This window comes from Kouleothrix sp., from assembly GCF_046328425.1.
Classification (GTDB): Bacteria; Chloroflexota; Chloroflexia; order Chloroflexales; family Roseiflexaceae; genus Kouleothrix.
Map to the genome: position 1 here is coordinate 29,559 of NZ_JAXLWP010000003.1, position 21,403 is coordinate 50,961.

At 67.9% G+C, this 21,403-nt stretch carries 18 protein-coding genes; 9 read left to right on the forward strand and 9 right to left on the reverse strand.

The features are described 5' to 3' along the window. Nucleotides 1–41 precede the first annotated feature (41 nt). From U0177_RS00135 to U0177_RS00155, 5 genes are all read left to right on the forward strand, one after another. A complete protein-coding gene (locus tag U0177_RS00135; RefSeq protein ID WP_409568543.1) occupies nt 42–932 on the forward strand; it encodes a DUF58 domain-containing protein in 891 nt (296 codons plus the stop codon). 82 nt (nt 933–1,014) lie between these two features. After that, nucleotides 1,015–2,925 carry a vWA domain-containing protein gene (locus tag U0177_RS00140; RefSeq protein ID WP_409568544.1) on the forward strand — a complete coding sequence of 637 codons (1,911 nt, stop codon included), beginning with the start codon at nt 1,015–1,017 and terminating at the stop codon, nt 2,923–2,925. Between the two features lie 305 nt (nt 2,926–3,230). Further along, complete coding sequence (locus U0177_RS00145) at nt 3,231–4,070, forward strand: sugar phosphate isomerase/epimerase family protein (RefSeq protein WP_409568545.1); 840 nt, start codon at nt 3,231–3,233, stop codon at nt 4,068–4,070. A 153-nt stretch (nt 4,071–4,223) separates the two neighbouring features. Beyond that, on the forward strand, nt 4,224–5,228 hold the full coding sequence (gene ilvC, locus U0177_RS00150) for a ketol-acid reductoisomerase (protein WP_409568546.1): 1,005 nt from the start codon (nt 4,224–4,226) through the stop codon (nt 5,226–5,228). A 41-nt stretch (nt 5,229–5,269) separates the two neighbouring features. Further along, nucleotides 5,270–6,046, forward strand: coding sequence for an SDR family NAD(P)-dependent oxidoreductase (locus U0177_RS00155; RefSeq protein ID WP_409568547.1), 777 nt, complete (start codon nt 5,270–5,272; stop codon nt 6,044–6,046). A 15-nt stretch (nt 6,047–6,061) separates the two neighbouring features. On the opposite strand, the gene U0177_RS00160 is transcribed toward U0177_RS00155, so the two are convergent. Beyond that, entirely contained in the window at nt 6,062–7,096 is a 1,035-nt protein-coding gene (locus U0177_RS00160) for an SDR family oxidoreductase (protein WP_409568548.1), read from the reverse strand. A 170-nt stretch (nt 7,097–7,266) separates the two neighbouring features. Here U0177_RS00160 and U0177_RS00165 point away from each other — a divergent pair, with 170 nt between their 5' ends. From U0177_RS00165 to U0177_RS00180, 4 genes are all read left to right on the forward strand, one after another. Then, complete coding sequence (locus U0177_RS00165; RefSeq protein WP_409568549.1) at nt 7,267–7,917, forward strand: TetR/AcrR family transcriptional regulator; 651 nt, start codon at nt 7,267–7,269, stop codon at nt 7,915–7,917. Between the two features lie 8 nt (nt 7,918–7,925). After that, a complete protein-coding gene (locus U0177_RS00170; RefSeq protein ID WP_409568550.1) occupies nt 7,926–10,685 on the forward strand; it encodes a VWA domain-containing protein in 2,760 nt (919 codons plus the stop codon). Nucleotides 10,686–10,859: 174 nt separating this feature from the next. After that, nucleotides 10,860–11,579 carry a hypothetical protein gene (locus U0177_RS00175; protein ID WP_409568551.1) on the forward strand — a complete coding sequence of 240 codons (720 nt, stop codon included), beginning with the start codon at nt 10,860–10,862 and terminating at the stop codon, nt 11,577–11,579. Between the two features lie 218 nt (nt 11,580–11,797). After that, the gene (locus tag U0177_RS00180) at nt 11,798–12,205 is read left to right on the forward strand and encodes a single-stranded DNA-binding protein (RefSeq protein ID WP_409568552.1); all 408 of its coding nucleotides are present in this window, start codon (nt 11,798–11,800) and stop codon (nt 12,203–12,205) included. A gap of 84 nt (nt 12,206–12,289) precedes the next feature. On the opposite strand, the gene U0177_RS00185 is transcribed toward U0177_RS00180, so the two are convergent. From U0177_RS00185 to U0177_RS00220, 8 genes are all read right to left on the reverse strand, one after another. Next, entirely contained in the window at nt 12,290–13,882 is a 1,593-nt protein-coding gene (locus U0177_RS00185) for a glycine--tRNA ligase (RefSeq protein WP_409568553.1), read from the reverse strand. Nucleotides 13,883–14,323: 441 nt separating this feature from the next. Next, the gene (gene ptsP, locus U0177_RS00190) at nt 14,324–15,988 is read right to left on the reverse strand and encodes a phosphoenolpyruvate--protein phosphotransferase (RefSeq protein ID WP_409568554.1); all 1,665 of its coding nucleotides are present in this window, start codon (nt 15,986–15,988) and stop codon (nt 14,324–14,326) included. Nucleotides 15,989–15,992: 4 nt separating this feature from the next. Continuing rightward, nucleotides 15,993–16,268 (reverse strand): HPr family phosphocarrier protein, encoded by a 276-nt coding sequence (locus U0177_RS00195; RefSeq protein WP_409568555.1) that lies wholly within the window; start codon nt 16,266–16,268, stop codon nt 15,993–15,995. Nucleotides 16,269–16,610: 342 nt separating this feature from the next. After that, nucleotides 16,611–17,000, reverse strand: a complete 390-nt coding sequence (gene dhaM, locus U0177_RS00200) for a dihydroxyacetone kinase phosphoryl donor subunit DhaM (RefSeq protein ID WP_409568556.1) — start codon at nt 16,998–17,000, stop codon at nt 16,611–16,613. A gap of 94 nt (nt 17,001–17,094) precedes the next feature. Next, complete coding sequence (gene glpK, locus U0177_RS00205) at nt 17,095–18,591, reverse strand: glycerol kinase GlpK (RefSeq protein WP_409568557.1); 1,497 nt, start codon at nt 18,589–18,591, stop codon at nt 17,095–17,097. A gap of 104 nt (nt 18,592–18,695) precedes the next feature. Continuing rightward, entirely contained in the window at nt 18,696–19,334 is a 639-nt protein-coding gene (dhaL, locus tag U0177_RS00210) for a dihydroxyacetone kinase subunit DhaL (RefSeq protein ID WP_409568558.1), read from the reverse strand. A gap of 76 nt (nt 19,335–19,410) precedes the next feature. Next, nucleotides 19,411–20,412: a dihydroxyacetone kinase subunit DhaK gene (gene dhaK / locus U0177_RS00215; RefSeq protein ID WP_409568559.1), complete on the reverse strand. Its 1,002-nt coding sequence runs from the start codon at nt 20,410–20,412 to the stop codon at nt 19,411–19,413. Between the two features lie 75 nt (nt 20,413–20,487). Beyond that, entirely contained in the window at nt 20,488–21,198 is a 711-nt protein-coding gene (locus U0177_RS00220; RefSeq protein ID WP_409568560.1) for an MIP/aquaporin family protein, read from the reverse strand. Nucleotides 21,199–21,403 lie beyond the last annotated feature (205 nt).

Below are 21,403 nucleotides of genomic sequence, written 5' to 3' on the forward strand. Positions count from 1 at the left end.
GCCGGACGCACCGCTTTCGTCCTTCGTCATTGGCCAGAGATATGACCACACCCGCCACACAACCATTGTTCGACTCGACCTTTCTGCGCAAGCTCGACCGGCTGGCGCTGCTGACGCGCCGCGCGATGGTGGGCGATATGCAGGGCGAGCGCCGCAGCCCGCGCCGCGGCAGCTCGGTTGAGTTCGCCGACTTCCGGCCCTACGCCCGCGGCGACGATATCCGCCAGATCGACTGGAACCTGTACGCGCGCATGGAGCGCTTTTTCCTCAAGCTCATGGTCGCCGAGGAAGAGCTGACGATCCACCTGCTGCTCGATAACACCGCCTCGATGGACTGGGGCGAGCCAAATAAGCTGCTGTACGCCCGCCGCGTGGCCGCCGCGTTCGGCTATATCGCGCTTTCGAGCCTCGACCGCGTGACGGTGACGGCGCTGGCCGCCGGCAAGGCCCAGCAGCTGCCGGGCGTGCGCGGCAAACGCGGCGCGCTGCCGCTGTTCGGCTTCCTGCAGCGCCTGCCGGCCGGCGCCAGCGGCAGCCTGCTCGACGCCGCCAGGCGCTACGTCCAGACGGCGCGCAACGTCGGGCCGCTGCTGATCTGCTCGGATCTGCTCGACGCCGGCTGGAAAGACGCGCTGCGCGCGCTTACCGCGCGGCCGTTCGAGATCACGCTCATCCATATTTTGGCGCCGCAAGAGCTGCGCCCCGATATCGACGGCGACTTCCGGCTGCTCGACTCCGAGGGCAGCGCGGCGATCGAGATCACCGCCGACTTCGAGGTGCTGCGCCAGTACGACGACCACCTGCGCGCGTGGCGCGCCGAGGTCGAAAGCTTCTGTAGCGGGCGCGGCATTAACTATATCTTCGCCGACACCTCGGTTCCAGCCGAGGAGTTCGTGCTGTCGAACTTGCGCCGGCGCGGCGTGGTGCGATAGCTGCGCAATCGCCGGCTGGCGCAGTCCAGCGCTGCCGCAGGCGCATAGCGCTCCAGCACGGGCGCTTGCGGCCGAGAGAGCTATGGCATTTCTGAGCCCACTCGCGCTCGTAAGCGCGCTGATCATTGGCCCGATCATCGTGGCCATGTACCTGCTGAAGCTCCGCCGCGAAGAGCGGCGCGTGTCGTCCACGTTTCTGTGGCAGCGGGTCGTGCGCGATGTCGAGGCAAACGCACCCTGGCAGAAGCTGCGCCGCAACCTGCTGCTGCTGCTCCAGCTGCTGCTGCTGGCGCTGCTGGTGCTGGCGCTCGCGCGGCCGTTTCTGCGCACCACCGGCATCGCCGGGCGCAACCTGATCGTGATCGTCGACCGCTCGGCCAGCATGGCCGCCACCGACATAGCGCCCAACCGCCTGGCGGCCGCGAAGCGCCAGGCGATTACGCTGATCGACCAGCTGCCCGACGACGGCCGCGCCACGCTGATCGCCGCCGGCGGCCAGACCGAGATCCTGGTGTCGGCCAGCACCGACCGGCGCCAGCTGCGCGATGCGATCGACTCGATCGGCACCCGCAGCGGCGGCGGCAGCGACCTCGCGCCGGCGCTGACGCTCGCGGCGGCGCTGTCAGCGCGCGAGGCCGAGAGCGAGATCGCGATCATCTCCGACGGCAATGTTCGCCCGCTCGACGCGCTCCAGCCGGTGCCGGCCACCGTGCGCTACTTCCCGATCGGCCAGGGCGGCGAGAATGTGGCCGTCAGCGCCATGGCGCTCCAGCCCAGCCCCGCCGGCCAGACGCTGTTCGTGCAGGCAACCAACTACGGCCAGGGCCAGGCCAGCCGCAGGCTCGACCTGTACCTCGACGACCAGCTGTTCAACGCCTATAGCCTGACGATCGCGCCCGGCGCCGACCAGTCGATTATTGCCAATATTCCCGCGCAGGCGCGCAAGGCCGAGGCGCGCCTGGTCGAGGCGGCCGGCGGCGACGCGCTGCCGCTCGACGACCGCGCCTGGGCTGTCAGCTCGGTGGGCGAGGGCACGAATGTGCGGCTGGTGAGCCCTGGCAACCGCTTCCTTGAAGTCGGCCTGGCCGGGCTGCCAAGCATCAAGGCCACGCTGGTGCCGACCAGCACCGCAGCTTTTACCGAGACGGCCGCGCAGATCCCGGTGACGATCTTCGACAGCGTGGTGCCCGCGACACTGCCGCCCGGCAACCTGTTCTTTATCGCCCCGCCGCGCTCCACCGAGTTCTTCTCGGTCACAGGCCAGGTCGATTTCCCGGCGCTGCGGCCATCCCCAGGCGACGAGCCGCTGCTGCGCAATGTCAAGCTCAGCGACGTGAGCGTGCTCAAGGCCAATACGCTCGTGCCAGGCGCGTGGGCGCACGTCGTCGTCGACGGCGACGGCGGCCCGATGCTGGTGGCCGGCGAGCGCGACGGGCGGCGGATCGTCGTGCTGGCGTTCGACCTGCACAACTCCGATCTGCCGGTGCAGATCGCCTTCCCGCTGCTGCTCTCGAATATTGTCGCCTACCTCGCGCCCGGCAGCGGCGCCGAGGCCGCGCAGCTCGCGCCCGACCAGCCGCTGGCCGTGGCGGTCGACCCGAGCATCACAGCGGTGCGCGTGACGCACCCCGGCGGCGCCGTGGCCGAGCTGGCGCTGCGCAACGGCCAGGCGATCGACGCCGAAACCGACGCGCCTGGCGTGTATACGGTCGAGCAGTTCCAGGGCGACAAGCTGGTGGCGCGCCAGCGCTACGCCGTGAACCTGTTCGCGCCCGACGAATCGAAGATCGCGCCGCAGGCCGAGCTGAAGGTGCCGCAGACCAGCGGCCTGCAGCAGGCCACCACCAGCGAGCGCGTCGGCCGTCAGGAGTTCTGGCGCTGGCTGGCCGCGCTGGCGCTGATCGTCCTGGTGATCGAGTGGCTGGTGTACCAGCGCAACGGGATCGCCTACCTGCGCCAGCGCTGGCGTGAGCGGCGCGCCCGCACCGCCTAGCTGTGCCATAACGCGTGGGGCAAACGCAGTTGCGCTGTTCGGCTTCTCGAAGCAGTGCATTTCGCCTGCGGCAGAGCGCGCCAGCTGCCGTAGGCCCTAATACGCTGTTCGCTTAATCACGTATAGATTGTGCTGCACTCCGTGGCAAAGCCACGGAGTGCAGCACAATAAGGCAGGGGCGGCTTCGCCGCCCCAAACCCCACCAAAGTGTCAGTAATCAAGCGAATTTGGTATAACGTGATCGGGAGCCTTCGCCGGCACATATCCACGCACAAGAAAACGCCCTGTAGCCAGGAGGTAAGCGGATGCAAGCCCAGTTCGCCTGTGCCGACTTCACCTTTCCGCTGCTGCCGCACGACAGTGTGCTGCGGCTGATCGCTATGCTCGAGTTCGCCGGCGTCGATATCGGCCTGTTCGAGAACCGCTCGCACCTCTGGCCCTCGCGCGAGTTCGCGCAGCTTGGCCTGGCGTCGCGGCGGCTGAAGCACCAGCTCGACGACTGCGGGCTGGCCGCCGCCGACGTGTTTCTGCAGCTCGACCCCGACTTCACCCCATTCGCGATCAACCAGCCCGAGGCGGCGCGGCGCCGCCACGCCCGCGAGCAGTTCGCGCGCACGCTTGAGTATGCCGCGCGCCTGGGCGCCCACCACGTCACCACGCTGCCCGGCGTCGAGTTCGCAGGCCAGCCGCCGGCCGAGGCATGGGCGCGCGCCGTCGACGAGCTGCACTGGCGCGTCGCGCAGGCCCAGGGCTATGGCATCACCTTTGGCGTCGAGCCGCACGTCGGCTCGATCGTGCCGAGCCCGGCGCTGGCCGCCGAGCTGGTGGCGCAGGTGCCCGGCCTCACGCTGACGCTCGACTACACCCACTTCACCCGCCTGGGCATGGCCGACGCCGAGGTCGAGCCGCTGGTCGCGCTCGCCAGCCACTTCCACGTGCGCGGCGCGCGCGCCGGCCGCCTGCAGTGCGCGCTGAAAGAAAACACGATCGACTACGCGCGGGTGATCGCGGCCATGCGCGCCAGCGGCTACGCTGGCTGGCTGGGCATCGAGTATATCTGGCTCGACTGGGAGCGCTGCAACGAGTGCGACAATGTTTCCGAGACGATCCTGTTCCGCGATCATCTGCGCGCGCTGCTGGCCTAGCCACTTGTGCTATATGAAAAGGGACGCCGGTGGCATATCAATGTGCTTGGCGTATGCCCTGCAATCGCCTGAACCTTTTGCGCTTCGGCAGGGCATGAACCACAGGCTTTTCAACTCATCCGGCATTCTTTCATTCAATACGGAGCGACACCGATGCACCTACTGAAAGATCACGACGCCTCGCTTGAGCCGCTGGCCGGCAAAACTGTGGCGGTGCTGGGCTACGGCAACCAGGGCCAGGCCCAGGCGCTGAACCTGCGCGATAGCGGCGTGCATGTGATCGTCGGCAACCGCGACGACGACTACCGCGCGCGCGCCGCCGCCGATGGCTTCGCGCCCCAGCCGATCGCAGCGGCCGCGGCGGCCGGCGACATCCTGCTGGTGCTCACCACCGACGAGTCGCAGCCGCTGATCTGGCCCGAGCAGATCGCGCCGGCGCTGCGCCCCGGCCAGGCGCTGGTGTGGGCCAGCGGCTACAACGTCGGCTATGGGCTGATCGTGCCGCCGCCCAACGTCGACGTGATTATGGTCGCCCCGCGCATGACCGGCGTGAATGTGCGCGCGCTGTACACCAAGGGCAGCGGCGCGCTGGCGCAGTTCGCGGTGCACCACGACGCAACCGGCGGCGCGCGCGCCACCGCGCTGGCGCTGTGCAAGGGCATCGGCCTGACGCGCGGCGGCGTGTTCGAGTCGAGCTTCCGCGAGGAGGCCGAGCTCGACCTGTTCGCCGAGCAGGTGATCTGGGCCGGCCTGACCGCCTGGTTCGTCGAGTGCTTCGAGATCGGCGTCGAGCACGGCTTCTCGCCTGAGCTGATGGTGATGGAGCTGTACGCCTCGGGCGAGGCCGCCGAGATCGTCGCGGCCATGAGCCGCAACGGCTTCTTCAAGCAGATGGCGCATCACTCGACCACCAGCCAGTACGGCACGCTCTCGCGCGGGCCGGCGCTGATCAGCCAGGCAATGCGCGAGCGCGCCCGCGCCAGCCTGCTGAACGACATCAAGGGCGGCGCGTTTGTGCGCGAGTGGAGCGACGAGCAGGCCGGCGGCTCGCGGCGGCTGGCCGAGCTGCGCGCCCGCGCCCTGGCCCACCCCATGAGCCAGGCCGAAGACGCGGTGATCGCCGCGGTGCAGGCGGTGGCAAAAAAGAGCGAGGGCTGATTCGCTCTCGATTGGCGGCCTCTAGCCGAAAGAAGACAGGAATGGCGAAGTTAGCAGATAAAGTGGCGATTGTGACGGGCGCGGCGCAGGGCATTGGCCTGGGCATCGCGCGCGTGTTTGTGGCCGAGGGCGCGCGCGTGCTGCTCGCCGACGTGAACGACGAGGCCGGCGCCGCCGCAGCGCGCGAGCTTGGCGCGGCAGCCGCCTACCAGCACGCCGACGTAGCGCGCGAGGCCGAAGTGCGCGCGCTGATCGACGCGGCAGCCGCGCGCTTCGGCCGGCTCGACATTGTGGTAAACAACGCCGGGATTGTTGCGGTGCAGACGGTAGAAGAAAGCAGCCTCGAAGATTGGGATCGGGTGATGGCGATCAACGTGCGCGCGATCTTCCTCACCGCCAAGTATGCCCTGCCGCACCTGCGCGCGGCCGGCGGCGGCAGCATCCTGAACGTGGCGTCGGTCTCGAGCCTGGTGGGCCAGCAGGGCACCCCGGCCTACTGCGCCAGCAAGGGCGCCGTGCTGATGCTCACCAAAAGCCTCGCGCTCGACTACGGCCGCGAGCATATTCGCGTCAATTGCATCTGCCCCGGCATCACCGATACGCCGATGCTGCGCTTTCACGCCCGCCACGCCGACGACCCCGAGGCGCATCTGCGCCAGCGGCTGGCGCGCGTGCCCAGCGGCACAATGCTCTACCCCGACGATATGGGCCGCGCTGCGGCGTTTCTCTGCAGCGACGAGGCCGACGGCATCACCGGCACGTCGCTGGTGGTCGATGGCGGCTACACCGCCTGCGCCGAGTTTTTCGCCGCCGGCTGAGGCGCATACCGCCGCCTACCGGCTCTTTGCCGAAAGCTGCAGCTTGCGCTGTTCGGGCTGGTTGGCCCGAAACCACGCCACCTCGTCGCGCAGTGTGTCGGCCAGCGGGCGAAAGGTCGCGCCCAACTCGCGCCGCGCCTTATCCGAGCGCGTGGTACGGCGCTCCTGCACGGCGCGCAGCCCATTCAGGGTGATCAGCGCCGGCTTGCCGCTGAACCGGCTGGCGGCCTCGAGCACGAAGGCCAGCCCCAGCGCCAGCGCATGCGGGATGCGCAGCCTCGGCCGAGGCACGCCGCTGGCCTGCTCGAGCAGCGCAAACAGCTCGTCGAAGCCGACAAACGTGTCGCCGCCCACAATATAGCGCTCGCCGCTGACGCCGCGCGACACCGCGTTGATCATTGCCTGGGCCACGTCGCGCACATCCACCGGCGTGCCGCCACCGCCGATCACGCCCGGCAGCTTGCGGTTGATGTAGTCCAGCACGAGCTGGCCGCTGCTGGTTGGCGCCGCGTCGCCCGGCCCGAACATCCAGCCTGGCAGAATCAACACCACCGGCAGCTTGCTGCCCGCCAGGAACTCGGCCACGCGCTGCTCGGCCAGCACCTTGCTGCGGAAGTACAGGTTCGCCAGCGCGTAGGCGTCGGGCGGGGTGCGCTCGTCGCCCCAGTCGGCGCCCGGCTCCATGCCGATCACGCCCGACGAGCTGGTGTAGATCACCTTGGCGACACCACGCTGCTCGGCCGCGCGCAGCAGCGCGATCGTGCCGTCGACGTTGATCGCCTGCAGCGTGGCCCAGTGGTCGCCGCGCTGGTAGTATTCGCGGAAGTACGCCGCAGTGTGAAACAGCACGTCGCAGCCTTCCAGCGCCGCCGCAAACCCCGCGATATTGGCCATGTCGCCTTCTACCAGCTCGACAGATAGCCCGGCGAAGGCCTGCGCTGCCTTGCTGCGCGAGCGCACCAGCGCGCGCACCTCGTAGCCCTGCTCGATCAACAGCCGCACCAGGTTGCTGCCCAACAGCCCAGTCCCACCCGTTACAAACGCGCGCATCCCTTGCTCCTTCTTGCGGCGTCGCCCGCCGCGCGGTATACTATGCAATAAATATGTGAGCGAACGCTCATGAAGATAATATGAGCTTTTGCTCACTTTGTCAAGATGCTTCTTTTCTAGCGCGGTGGCCCGTAAAGCCCCGCCGCATGACTATCACAGGGATGGCGACTGTGAGCGACAGGACCAAAGCAAGGCAGCCGGCGATGCGCCGCAGCCCGCAGCGCGCGCGCGGGCAGCAGCGCGTGAGCCTGATCCTCGAGACGGCCGAGCAGCTCTTCGCCGATCGCGGCTACGAGGCCGCCACCACCAACGAGATCGCCGCGGCAGCCGGCATTCCGATCGGCTCGATCTACCAGTTTTTCCCGAACAAAGAGGCGATCTTGCACGCGCTGCTGGCCGGCTACCGCGCCGATCTGGCGGCCGCCTACGACGCGCTGGCCACGCCCGAGTTCGCGCGGCTACCGTTTGCAGTAGCGATCGAGCGTATGCTCGGCGTGACGATCGAGTACGGCGGCGCGCATATGGCCTTCAGCCGGATCGCGCTGCTGTCGGCGCCGGGCTCGCAGCTGGCCGCCGCCGCCGACACACTGTTCGCCGATGTGCTGGCGCGCTTCGAGGCGCTGCTTGCGGCCCGCGCCCCCGGCCTCGGCCCGCACCAGCGCCGGCTCTACGCCACGGTGGGCCTCACTGCCGCAAACGCAATCCTGGCGCGCGCGATCTCGGCTAAGCACGCCGGCGAGTACACGCTCGGCCACGATCTGCTCGAGCAGAGCAGCGCGCTGCTGGTGGCCTATCTCACGCTGGCGATCGAGCAGATCTGAGGGTTGCGATGCCGCAGCTCGCGTTCATCTTTCCTGGCTTTCTCTGGCTGCTGCTGCTGCTGCCACTGCTGTGGGCGCTGGCGCTACTCGCACCGCGCCGCCTGCCTGCCGCGCGCTTCTGGGCCAGCCTGGGGCTGCGTACGCTCGCCACCGCCGGCCTGATCCTCGCACTAGCCGGCGCCCAGCTGATCCGGCCGGTCGCCGCTGTCACCACCATATTTCTGCTCGACGGCTCCGACTCGATCGCGCTTTCGCAGCGCGCGCGCGCCGAGGCGTTTGTGCAGGGCGCGCTCGGCGCGATGCCCGCCGGCGACCAGGCTGCGCTGGTGGTGTTCGGCCAGCGCGCGCTGGTCGAGCGCCCTCCCGCCGCCAATCGCGCGCTCGGCCAGGTGGCCGCGCAGCCGGGCGGCGGCGCCACGAATATCGAGCAGGCGCTGCGTCTCGGGCTTGCGCTGCTGCCGAACGAGGGCCACGCCCGGCTGGTGCTGCTTTCCGACGGCGGCGAGACCGGCGGCAGCGCACAGCAGGCTGCCCGGCTGGCGGCGGCGCGCGGCGTGCCGCTCGACGTTGTGCCGCTCAGCGGCCGGGCCGACGGCCTCGACGCGCAAATAAGCGGCGTGGCGCTTCCCGCCGCCGCGCGCGCCGGCCAGCAGCTGCGTATGGCGATTACGATCGACAGCAGCGCCGCCACCGACGCCCGCCTGGTTGTCTCAGGCCCCGGCGGCGCGCCGATCGCCAGCCAGCCGCTGCGGCTCATGGCCGGCAGCCAGGTATTCGAGCTGCGCCTGCCCACGGCACAGCCCGGCTTCAACCGCTATGTCGCGCGCGTCGAGGCGCCCGGCGACGCACGGCCAGCCAACAATGCCGCCGAAGCCTACACGTTTGTCAGCGGGCCGCCGCGCGTGCTGCTGATCGAGGGCCAGCCCGGCGTAGCAGCATCACTCGGGCGCGCGCTCGCCGCCGCCGGCCTGGACACCACCACAGTCGCGGCCGAGCAAGCGCCGGCCGGGCTGGCCGAGCTGAGCCTCTACGACGCGGCGGCGCTGCTGAATGTGCCGCGCCGCGCGCTGGCCGAGCGCACCCAGGCCGCGCTCTCGGCCTACGTCCACGACCTCGGGCGCGGCCTGATGATGGTCGGCGGCGACCAGTCGTTCGGCGCGGGCGGCTGGCGCGGCACCCCCGTCGAGGCGGCGCTGCCGGTGACCATGGACATCCCCTCGCAGGTGCGCCAACCGGCCGTCGGCATCGTGGTGCTGATCGACGTATCGGGCAGCATGGGCGCTAGCGAAAACGGCCGCACCAAGATCTCGCTTGCCGCCGAGGGCGCCCAGCGTATCGCGGCGCTGCTGCGCGACGAGGACGAGCTGACGGTGATCATGTTCGATACCTCGGCGCGGCAGGTGGTTGGCCCGCTGCCCGGCAGCCGCCGCGACGAGGCGATCGAGGCGCTCGGCCAGGCCCACGCCGGCGGCGGCGGCATCGATATGTTCGACGGGCTGAGCAAAGCCGCCGAGTACATTCGCCAGGGCGACCAGCCGGTGCGCCACATTATTACGATCACCGACGGCGGCGACTCGGTGCAGCAGGAAGGCGCCCGCGATCTTGTGCGCCAGCTGCGCGCCGAGCACGTCACGCTCACGTCGGTTGCGGTGGGCGACGGCAAGGATGTGCCGTTTCTGCGCGACATCGCCCAGATCGGCGGCGGGCGTACGTTTCTGACCGACCAGGCGGCCAACCTGCCGGCGCTGCTGGTCGACGAGGCCCAGGCGGTGATCGAGCCGTATATTGTCGAGCAGCAGTTCACACCCGTGCGCGGCGCGCCCCACCCGATCCTGCGCGGCATCGACGCCACGCCCGCGCTCGGCGGCTACGTCGTCGCCACGCCACGCCCGACCGCGCAGGTGCTGCTGGCCACGCCGCGCGGCGAACCGCTGCTGGCGGCGTGGCAGTATGGCCTGGGCCGCGGCCTGGCCTTCACCAGCGACACAGGCGCGCGCTGGGGCGCCGCGTGGGCGCGCTGGGCCGAGTTCCCGCGCTTCGCCGCCCAGCTGTTTGGCTGGCTGCTGCCGCAGCAGGCTCAGCAAAACCTGGCGCTCGAGGCTAGCTCGCTGGGCGCCGAGCTGGTGCTGCAGGTGCATGCCCAGGACGCGCTCGGCCGCCCGCTGACCGGGCTGGCGATCGACGGTCGTCTGCTCGCCACCGATACGATCAGCGCGGCGGTGGCGCTGCGCGAGGTTGGGCCGGGCGAATACCGCGCGGCGCTGAGCGGCGCGCCGCCTGGCATATACCTGGCGCAGCTGGTGGCGCGCGACGCACGCGGCCAGCCGGCCGGCGCGCTTACCGCCGGAGTGGCGGTGCCGCTCAGCGCCGAGTACCGCAGCAACGGCGGCAGCCCGGCGCTGCTCGAGGCGCTAGCGCAGGCTACTGGCGGGCGGCTGAACATCGCGCCCGGCCAGTCGTTCGACGCCAATGCCACCAGCCAGGGCGCGGTGCGCGAGATCGGCCTGCCGCTGCTGTGGCTGGCGCTGCTGCTGCTGCCGCTCGACATCGCGCTGCGCCGGCTGCTGCTCGCCCGCAGGCAACCCGCAGCTACGCTGCGCTGGCCTGAGCTGCTGCGAGCAGCCCGGCGCCCAACCACCACCCAGGAGCAACCTGCCAGCCCTCGCTCGGTCAAGCGCCCAAACGCCGCCAACACGCAAGCCTCCGAGCTCGACCAGCTGCGCGAGGCCCAGGAGCGCGCCCGGCGCCGCGCCCGAGGCGAAGACTAAAGCTGATCAAATGCTTGCGGAAACCAAACATTTGTGCTATACTACATACGCATTGCTCCTGCGGCGCTAACGGGCTGGAGCGACCGAACATTTGGGACGAGCAGATACAATAAGCACGAGTAGAGCCCGGTCGAGCCACGCCAGCCCAGATCGTCCGGGCAGGAGGACAGGACAATGGCATCCCCACGCAAAGGCGACGATCGCACGATTTCGCGCACCTACCGCGCCGCCATCCGCATCGGCGAAGACTTCATCACCCTCGAAGAGACGATCGCGCTGCCGATCGACGCCTCCGACGACGAGGTGCAGCAGGCCGTCGATTTGGGCTGGCGGATCTACCGCGCGCAGCGCGAGGCCGCCGAGGCGCAGGCCGCCGAGATCCGCAGCACGATCGGCACACCACAGCCGATCACCGTGCGCGACCCCGACGCACCGGCCAGCGACAAGCAGCGCAACTATATCGCCACGCTCCAGGATCAGATGAGCTGGAATAGCGAGCAGCTCGCCAGCTACGCCGAAGAGCAGTCGGTCGACCTGGTGACAATGACCAAAGGCCAGGCCAGCCTGTTCATCGATGGCCTGAAGAAGCTTGCCGACGAGCGCGCCAACGGCTATGGCGAAAATGCCCGGGCCAAAGCGCCCGCGCAGCGCGTCGCCGAGGCGCCGGCCGCGCGCTCGGCCGAGCCCATCCCCAAAGATGGCAACCCGGTGAACGAGAAGCAGATCCACGCGATGGAGCGCCTGGCTCAGCAGCAGGGCCTCGACCTCGACATGGAAGCGCGCCGCCGCTTTGGCGTGGTAGCCCACGGCCTCACCTACGACCAGGCTTCCACGCTGCTGCGCGATCTGCAGCGCCCGCCCGCCCGCCGCGCGGCCGGCGAGCCCGTGCTGTAGCACGGCTCTGGCACACCATTCAGGCATCGTGTGCTCGGTTTTTGCGCTCTACAAGGGCAAAAATCGAGCACACGCCACCTATCGCAAACAAACTCCGAAATCCGCAAAATCCGCCGCACCTAACCGTATCGTTTCACTACTACCCCCGGTAGAATATATGCTGGCGGTCGCCGTGGCCGGCAGAACAATGGGACGAGTTAGTACACGAGGTAAGAGTCATGGAACAGATCAAAGGGACGCTGAATCGGGTGGAGCTGATTGGCTGGCTAGGTGCCGAGCCAGAGCAGCGGTTCGTGCCGTCGGGCGCGGCAGTGTGCAACTTCCGGGTTGCCACCAAGCGGCCCGCCGGGCGGAACGAAGCTGGCGAGCGCATTCTCGAATCCGAGTGGACGAACGTTGAGGCGTGGGAAAAACTGGCTGAGCAGTGTGGCCGCTATTTGCACAAGGGTAGCCGCGTGCGCGTAGTCGGCAGCCTGCACACCCAGTCGTGGGAGGATCGCGAGACTGGCCAGCGGCGCTTCAAGACGGTGGTTCGCGCCGAGGACGTACTGTTCCTCGATACGCGCTCCGAGGCGCAGGAGCCTAGCGCTCCGGCCGCCGAAGAGGTCGAAGACCTGCCGTTCTAGCCCGAGACAGCGCCGTTTATTGACACGGCACATAGGCGCCCCAGCCTTACGGCTGGGGCGCCTGTCGTTGGGGCCTTTCCTGTGCTACCCCACGCGCTCGCGCAGGTACGCGGCAAGCTCGGCGGCGGCGATACGCTCTTGCTGCATGCTGTCGCGATCGCGCACGGTCACGCTGCCGTCCTCGAGCGTCTGGAAGTCGACGGTGATGCAGAACGGCGTGCCGATCTCGTCCTGCCGCCGGTAGAGCTTGCCGATCGCACCGGTGTCGTCGTACACCGTGCGCATGCCGGTGCGCTGAAGCGCGCTACGGATATCTTTCGCCGTTCCCACCAGGCCATCGTGGTTGCGCTTGAGCGGGAACACCGCCGCCTTGATCGGCGCGATCTTCGGCTTCAGGTGCAGCACCGTGCGGAAGTGCTCGTCGATCAGCGGCTGGGCCTGGCCGCGCAGCTTCTTGCCCACCTCTACCTGGTCGGCGCCAGGCATAGCCAGCAGCGTCTCGACGAGCGGCAGCGCAGCCGGCAGGTTCTCGGCGATTGCCGCGCCCTGCGCTGCCAGCGCGTCGCGCGTCTCGGCGGCGAGCTTCTCGTTGCGCCCAGCCGACTTGATGAACGACTGGAGCGCCTGGGCAGCCGCGTCGAGCTTCTCGGCCGCCGGCACCTTCACCAGCTGCTCGTCGTAGGCCTCACACAGCACAGCAAGCGTGCAGCGGCCAACGCCGGCCGAGGGCTCGATCACGAACGGCACCACGTGGCGCTTGCTCTCGGGGTCGAAGTACGTTAGCTTCGCCAGGCTGTCGGTGTTCGGGTTGACGCGAGCCGTCAGGCCCAGGCTCTCCTGGTCGCGGCTGTGCGAGCCAAGGTCGTAGTCGGTGCGGTTGGCGATCCCCTCGATCTCCTCGTAGCCCAGCGTTGGGTAGTTATACATGAGATCGTAGGTGCGCTTCGAGTAGTGCGCAAGGTCGGCCCTGGGCACGTCGTACACCTGGATGCGCTCGCGCGGCACGCCAATGCCCTCCCACCAGCTCAGGCGCGCCTCGAGCCAGCGCTCGTGCCACTGCTCGTCGGTGCCGGGCATCACGAAAAACTCAATCTCCATCTGGTCGAACTCGCGCACGCGGAACAGAAAGTTGCGCGGGTTGATCTCGTTGCGAAACGCCTTGCCGATCTGCGCGATCCCGAACGGCAGCTTGCGGCTAGTGGTCTGCTGGACGTTCAGGAAATTGGCAAAGATCCCCTGGGCCGTCTCGGGCCGCAGGTATGCGAACGAGCCGGCGTCGGCCACCGGCCCGACCGCCGTTTTGAACATCATGTTGAACGGCCGCGGCTCGGTCAGGTCGGTGCTGCCGCAGTTCGGGCACTTACCCTTGATATGGTCGGCGCGCCAGCGGCTCTTGCAGCTGCGGCAGTCGACCAGCGGGTCGTTGAAGGTTTCTTCGTGGCCCGAGTACTTCCATACCAGCCGGTTCATGAGGATGGCCGCGTCGAGCCCTTCCATATCGTCGCGCTCGTACACGTTGGTACGCCACCAGTCGGCCTGGATGTTGTTCTTCAGCTCGGCGCCAAGCGGCCCATAGTCGAACACGCCCTGCAGGCCGCCGTAGATCTCGGAGCTGGGGAAGATGAAGCCGCGCCGCTTGGCCAGCGATACGACTTGTTCGAGGGTTGTGGCAGGCATTGGAACCTCCTTCTGTGCAGACGAAAGACGAAGAAGGACAAAGGCTTGTGCTTCCTTGGTTCTCCGTCGTTGGTCGTTCGCCGGGGGCAACAAAAAGCCCCAGGCGAGTATCATTCGCCTGGGGACGCACCAGTGACGATGCGCGGTTCCACCCCAGTTACCGGGATTTCAGATTGTTGACTGTCGATTTCAGATTGAGCTGCGCCAATCTGCAGCCGGCAATCGGCAACCTGAATGCCAACGGTCGCTCTCAGAAAACGGCTCCACAGTGCCCTTCGCCACCGCCACGCCGCCGGGCTTGCACTTTCCCCGGCTCGCTGCTGGCAGGTTCGGCAGCTACTCCTCTGCTTCGTCGCCGCAGCGGCAGTATAGCATAGCCGGCCGCGCGGCGCAATCGATCGACAGGAGTATACACCGCGTAGCGCCCGGAGCAAGCCCGCGTCAGCGGGCCTGGGCCGCCTGGGCTGCGGCGCGCGCCTGCTCGAAAGTGACACCTTGGAGCTGCTCTTTGATCTGCGGGATCATGGCCGGGGCCATGCTCAGCTCGTTCACGCCCAGGCCGGCCAGGATCGGCGCGGCGGCCGGCACACCCGCGAGCTCGCCGCACACCCCGATCGGGATGCCGGCGCGCTCGGCGGCCTCCGCAGCCATGCCGATCAGCCTGAACACCGCCGGGGCGTCGTGCGGGTAGCGCGCCGCCAGGTCGGCCAGGCCGCGGTCGGCGGCCATGGTGTACTGCGTCAGATCGTTGCTGCCGATGCTGAAGAACGCCGCATCGCGCGCGAACAGGTCGGCAGTGACGGCGGCGGCGGGCGTTTCGATCATGACTCCGAGGCGCACGTCGGCGCGGTGCGGCGAGCCTTCGGCCGCAAGCGCGGCGGCGGCATCCTGCAGCTGCGCGCGGCCCCAGCGCAGGTCGTCGAGCGTAGCCACCATCGGCAGCATGATCCACAGGTCGCCGTAGGCGGCCGCGCGCAGCAGGGCGCGCAGCTGGGTAGTGAACAGATCGGTGCGCTGCATGCATAGCCGCAGGCCGCGCACGCCCAGGAACGGGTTCTCCTCGTGCGGCATGTTCAGGTAGGGCAGCGGCTTGTCGCCACCGATGTCGATGGTGCGGATCACCACCGGCCGGCCGGCCATAGTTTGGAGCGTACGCCGGTAGGCTGCGTACTGCTCGTGCTCGCCGGGCGGCGCGTGGCGGTCGAGAAACAGGAACTCGGTGCGAAACAGCCCGATGCCCTCGGCGCCGTGCTCAAGGGCACGCGCGGCCTCGTCGGGGTGGCCAATGTTGGCCCACAGCGCCAGCGCGCGGCCGTCGGCCAGGCGGCCGGGGATGCCGCGCAGGCGTGCGCGGCGTGCGGCGGCGTCGGCAGCGTCGGCGGCGCGGCGCGTGTACTCGGCGCGCTCGTCGGCCGACGGGTCGGCGATCAGCAGGGCCGCACCGCCATCGAGGATCAGCTCGGCGCCATCGGCGATCTCGAGCGCGGCGGCGCCAAGGCCAACCGCCGCAGGGATACCCAGCGCGCGCGCCAGGATAGCGGTATGGCCGGTTGGGCCGCCGTAGGCGGTAGCGAAGCCGGCCACCGAGCCGCCGCGCAGATCAGCCGTCTCGGCTGGCGTCAGATCGGGTGCGACGACGATCGCGCCTGGCGGCAGATCGCGCAGCGCCGAGCCATTGCCGTGCAGCGCGGCCAGGATCGACTGGCCGATCGCGTCCATATCGGCGGCGCGCTCGCGCAGGTACGCGTCGTCGAGCGCTTCGAGCGCAGCGCGCATCTCGGCCACCGTCGCGCCGATCGCCGCGTCGAGCTGCTCGCCCTCGTCGCGCACGCGGCGGGCCACCTCGTCGCTCAGGCCAGGGTCTTCGGCCAGCAGCGCCTGGGCCTCAAAGATGCCAGCTTCGTCGGGCTTGCCCTCGGCGCGCAGGCGCTCGGCCAGGCCATTCAGCGCTGCCACCGCGCGCGCCTGCGCGTCGGCGAAGCGCGCCAGCGCCGCGTCGGCGTCGGCATCGACGAGTGCCGCATCGGGCGCGGCCGGCCGATAGCGAACGGCGCGCCCCAGCGCGATGCCGGGCGCGCCGCCAGCGCCGTGAAAATAGCTGGGCATAGCATTACCCCTCGCCGAAGTTCTCCTCGATCATCTGTGTCAGCGCCGCGATCGCCGCCTGCTCATCGTCGCCGTCGGCGCGCAGGCGGATCTGGTGGCCCTGGAGCACACCAATTTGCAGCAGGTTAAAGGCGCTCACTGGCAGCTCTTTGCCGCCGGGGCGGCTTAAATTTTGAATGGTGATCTTGCTCTTGAACTCGCGCGTTTTCTTATAGAACATCGCGGCCGGCCGGGCGTGCAGCCCCACTGCGTTGCGCACCGTCAAGGTTGTCTCGGTCATCGCGCTGCCGTTTCCACGATCGCAGCGTGCGGGTGGCGGCGCTGCGGCCCGGCCGCCACCCGCACGCTACAATACGCTTAGAGCCTGTTTGAAAAGGGGTGCGCGAGGAGCTATGCCCCTCGCACTTCCTTCTGACGGGTGGCGGCCACGAATGTGGCCGCCACCCGTCAGAAAAAGGGAAATTTGGAGGACTTTGTCCCTCCAAACCACCCTTTTCAAACAGCTTCTTAGGACTTACGCGGTTGCGTTGTTCGGCATCTCGCTGGGGCACGTTTCTGCGGCAGCAACGTTCACGTACCACCCTGCCGAAGGTCGGGCGCGCCAACCGCGTAAGTCGTCACGCTAATGGTGTACCTTGATCATCTCGCGACCCTGGAGCGCCGCTACCGCAGTTTCCTCCAGAGTAGACTCGACCGATGCTTCCAGCGCCGCGAGATAGGCGCCTTCAACCAGCGGGGCATCGCTGATATGCACATGTGCGAGCTGAAGTTCCTCGATCGCCATCTCGACGCTCAAAACCGCGCCGCCGATATCGGCCAGTACCAGCGTGCCGTCGGGCGATGACGCCTGCTGTAAGCCTGCCTTGATCCGATCAATACTCGTGCCAAGCGAACCATCGTCGGTACCGCCAGCGTCGACGATCTGCACCTTACCACCCGAGACCTGGGTAGCAAACTCGCGGACCCCAGCGGCGAGCTGTGCACTGTGCGACACAATGAGCAGGCTGACCATCGCATACCTCAATGAAAGGATGAAAGATGAAGGGGAACGAATGAAAGAGGCTCATTTCTATTTCATCCTCCATCCTTCATCCTTGCGCCCTGCATCACTCGACCCAATCGAACGTTCGCGTGACCGCCTTCTTCCACAGCTTGTACTGGCCCTCGCGGTCGCCCTCGGCCATCTTGGGCTCCCACGTGTGGTCGATCTGCCAGTTCTGGCGCAGATCTTCCAGGTTGCTCCAGAAGCCCGTCGCCAGGCCGGCGGCGTAGGCCGCGCCGAGCGCGGTGGTTTCGGCCACCACCGGGCGGATCACCGGCACGCCCAGCACATCGCTCTGGAACTGCATGAGCGTATTATTGAAGACCATACCGCCATCGACCTTGAGCGCCTTCAGCGACACGCCCGAGTCCTTCTCCATCGCGTCGAGCACCTCGCGCGTCTGCCAGGCAGTCGCCTCAAGCACAGCGCGGGCGATGTGGCCCTTGTTGACGTAGCGCGTAAGGCCGACGATCACGCCGCGCGCGTCGCTCTTCCAGTAGGGCGCGAACAGGCCCGAGAACGCCGGCACGAAGTAGGCGCCGCCGTTATCCTGCACGGTATTCGCCAGCGCCTCGACCTCGGCGCTGCTAGTGATCATGCCCAGGTTATCGCGCAGCCACTGCACCAGCGCGCCGGTGATCGCGATCGAGCCCTCGAGCGCATAGACCGGCTTGGCGTCGCCCATCTTGTAGCACAGCGTGGTGAGCAGGCCGCTCTTCGACGGCACGATCTCCTCGCCGGTGTTGAGGATCATGAAGCAGCCGGTGCCGTAGGTGTTCTTGGCCTCGCCGACGCCGAAGCACGTCTGGCCGACTGTGGCGGCCTGCTGGTCGCCCAGGTCGCCGGCCACTGCGATGCCGGCCAGCTCGCCGACGGCGGTGCCGTACACCTCGCTCGACGAGCGGATCTGCGGCAGCATCGAGCGCGGGATGCCCATCACCTGGAGGATCTCGTCGTCCCAGTCGAGCGTGCGCAGATCCATCAGCATCGTGCGGCTGGCGTTGGTCACGTCGGTCACGTGCACGCCGCCATTCACGCCGCCGGTCAGGTTCCAGATCACCCAGGTGTCGATATTGCCAAACACCGCGTCGCCGCGCTCGGCGGCCGCGCGTGCGCCCTCGACATTGTCGAGCACCCACTTCACCTTCGGGCCCGAGAAGTACGTCGCCAGCGGCAGGCCGACCTTGTCGCGGAAGCGATCCTGGCCACCCTCTTTGGCGAACTCGTTGATGATCGTGTCAGTGCGGGTATCCTGCCACACGATCGCGTTGTACAGCGGCTTGCCGGTGGTCTTATCCCACACCACCGTGGTCTCGCGCTGGTTGGTGATGCCCACAGCCGCGATGTCCTGCGGGTCGATATTGCCCTTGGCCAGCGCCCCGCGGATCACGCTCTGCGTGCGCTCCCAGATCTCCAGCGGATCGTGCTCGACCCAGCCGGGCTTGGGGTAGATCTGCTCGTGCTCTTTCTGATCGTAGCAGACCACGCGGCCCTCGTGATCGAACACCATAAAGCGCGTACTCGTAGTTCCCTGATCGACAGCGGCGGCATACTTTGCCATGATATTGACCTCCTCGTCTGCCGCAGTTGGCGGGTTACAGCCGGCGGCCACGGAACTGCGCATTGCGCTGCGCTGATTGCCGCCTGCTGCTGAGCGCCCACTGCTTACTGAATTCTCTCGATAGTTTCCAACAACACTTGCGCCATATAGAACGCCGAGGTGGCACCCGGATCCTGGTGGCCGATGCTACGCTGGCCCAGGTACGAGGCGCGGCCTTTGGTAGCCAGCATAGGGATGGTGGCCTTCATACCGGCCTCGACCGCCTCGACCGAGCGGCGCAGCGCGACGGTGAAATCCTCGCCATTAGCCTGGGCTTCCTTCAGCACATCCACGCCAGGCCCGATCGCGTCGACCATCGTCTTCTCGCCGCGCTGGGCCTTGCCGCGTGCCTGAATGCCCTCGAGCGCGGCCTCGAGCGCCGCAACCACCTCGGCCGGCGTCAGCTCGTAGCGATCCGCCAGCGCCATACCAGCGCGCAGAAACGCGGTTCCGTACAGCGGGCCGGATGCGCCACCGACGGTCGAGACCAACGTCATCCCGACGGTCTTGAGGATCGTGCCGATGTCTTTGTCGGCCACGGTCGGCAATTTCTCGACAACGGTTGTAAACCCGCGATCCATATTGACGCCGTGATCGGAGTCGCCGATCGGCGCGTCGAGCTGCACCAGTTCGTCGCGATGCTGTTTGATCCGCGCGGCGACGCCCTCGATGAACCGGATCACATGCTCAGAGGTGATGCGCATCCTTACCCTCCAGTTTGCAGTTGGCAGTTTGCAGTTTGCAGTAGTATGGCACTGCCAGCTGCATACTGCAAGCTGCCTACGCGCCCCAGCGTAGAGCCGGCGTCAGCACCGGAGCGTCCCACAGCTTGGTCAGCTCGTCGTCCAGCTTCAGCAGCGTGATCGAGCAGCCGGCCATCTCGAGCGAAGTGATATAGCTGCCGATCAGGTTGCGCGTGATCGTGATGCCGTGCTCGCCGAGAATTTTGTTGAGCTCGTTGTACACCACGTACAGCTCGATCAGCGGCGTGCCGCCCATGCCATTCACGAACGCCAGCACGTTATCGCCGCTGGCGAACGGCAGATCGCTCAGGATCGGCTCGGTGAGCATCGCGGTGATCGCGGCGGCGTTGGCTATTTTCTCGCGGCGGCGGCCCGGCTCGCCGTGGATGCCAATGCCCACTTCGATCTCGTCTTCGGGCAGCTCGAACGAGGGCTTGCCGGCGTGTGGCACGGTGCAGGCCGAGAGCGCCATGCCCATCGAGCGGCCCTGGCCGTTCACCTTCTCGGCGATGCGCTTGCACTCGGCCAGGTTGGCGCCGCCCTCGGCCGCCGCGCCGACGATCTTTTCGAGCAGCACCGTCACGCCCACGCCGCGCCGGCCGGCCGTCCAGGTGCTATTCTCGACCGCCACGTCGTCGTTCGTCACCACCGCGGCCACCTCAATGCCCTCGGCGGCGGCCAGCTCGGCCGCCATCTCGAAGTTCATCACGTCGCCGGTGTAGTTCTTGACAATATGCAGCACGCCTGCGCCGCCATCGACGGCCTTGGTGGCGGCCAGCATCTGGTCGGGCACGGGCGAGGTGAACACGGCGCCGGGGCAGGCTGCGTCGAGCATGCCGCTCCCGACGAAGCCGCCGTGCATTGGCTCGTGGCCGCTGCCGCCGCCCGAAATAATGCCGACCTTACCCTTCACCGGGGCATCGGCGCGCACGATATAATCGGGGTCGTAATGAACCGTCACCAGGCCACCATGCGCCGCGGCGACGCCCGCCAGCGCGTCTTTGACGACGCCCTCGGGCGAGTTAATCAGCTTCTTCACCGTAGAACCTCCTTGCGTCGGCGAGTGGCGGCACAGCGCACCAGCCGCGCCGCGCACTCGCGGCCATACCACAAACTAGCCGGCCACCGCCTTGAAGACGATCAGGCCAATCACCGCGCCGATGATCGGGCCTACCACCGGGATCCACGAGTAGCCCCAGTCGGAGTCGCCCTTGCCGGGGATGGGCAGCAAGAAATGCGCAATGCGCGGGCCAAGGTCGCGGGCCGGGTTCAGGGCGTAGCCAGTCGGGCCGCCGAGGCTCAGGCCCAGGCCCCAGATCAGCGCGCCGACCAGGTACGGTCCAAGGCCGGCAGTGGCGCCGGTGGCAACCTTCAGAATGCAGTTGACAATGAAGACGAGCGCGAATGTCGCGATCACCTCGGTGAGCACATTGGCGCCGGTGTTGCGGATGGCCGGGCCGGTGCTGAACACCGCGAGCTTCAGGCCCTTGTCGCTCGTCTCTGGCCAGTGCGGCAGGTACACCAGGTACACCAGCACCGCGCCGAGGAACGCGCCGACGAACTGGCCGGCGATGTTAAGAATAGCCTTGCTCGGGTCGGCGCCGCCGGCGATAATGCCGGCGATCTCGCCAGCCGGGTTCAGCGAGCCAGGCCCGCCCAGCGCTTGCGATGTAAACACGCCGCACATCACGCCAAACGCCCACCCGGCGGTGATGACGATCCAGCCCGAGTTCTGGCCCTTCGACTTGTTCAGCAACACGTTGGCGACGACACCGTCGCCCAGCAGGATGAGCACCATTGTCCCGAACATCTCAGCGAGGAACATGTTCTTTCTCCTTAATGCAGCTTCGCGGAAACCGAAACCGTTCGCCCGAGCCAATCACCGCTGATTGGCAGCCGTGCTGCGTGGCACGGCAAGATCCCTGGTTGCTGGCCGCTCGTTCGAATCGATCGTGCTGGATTGCCCGATAGCCTCCTTTCTTCAGGCACGCGCGATGGAGTCGCTGGCGCGAGCGCGGTATGCCAAACAC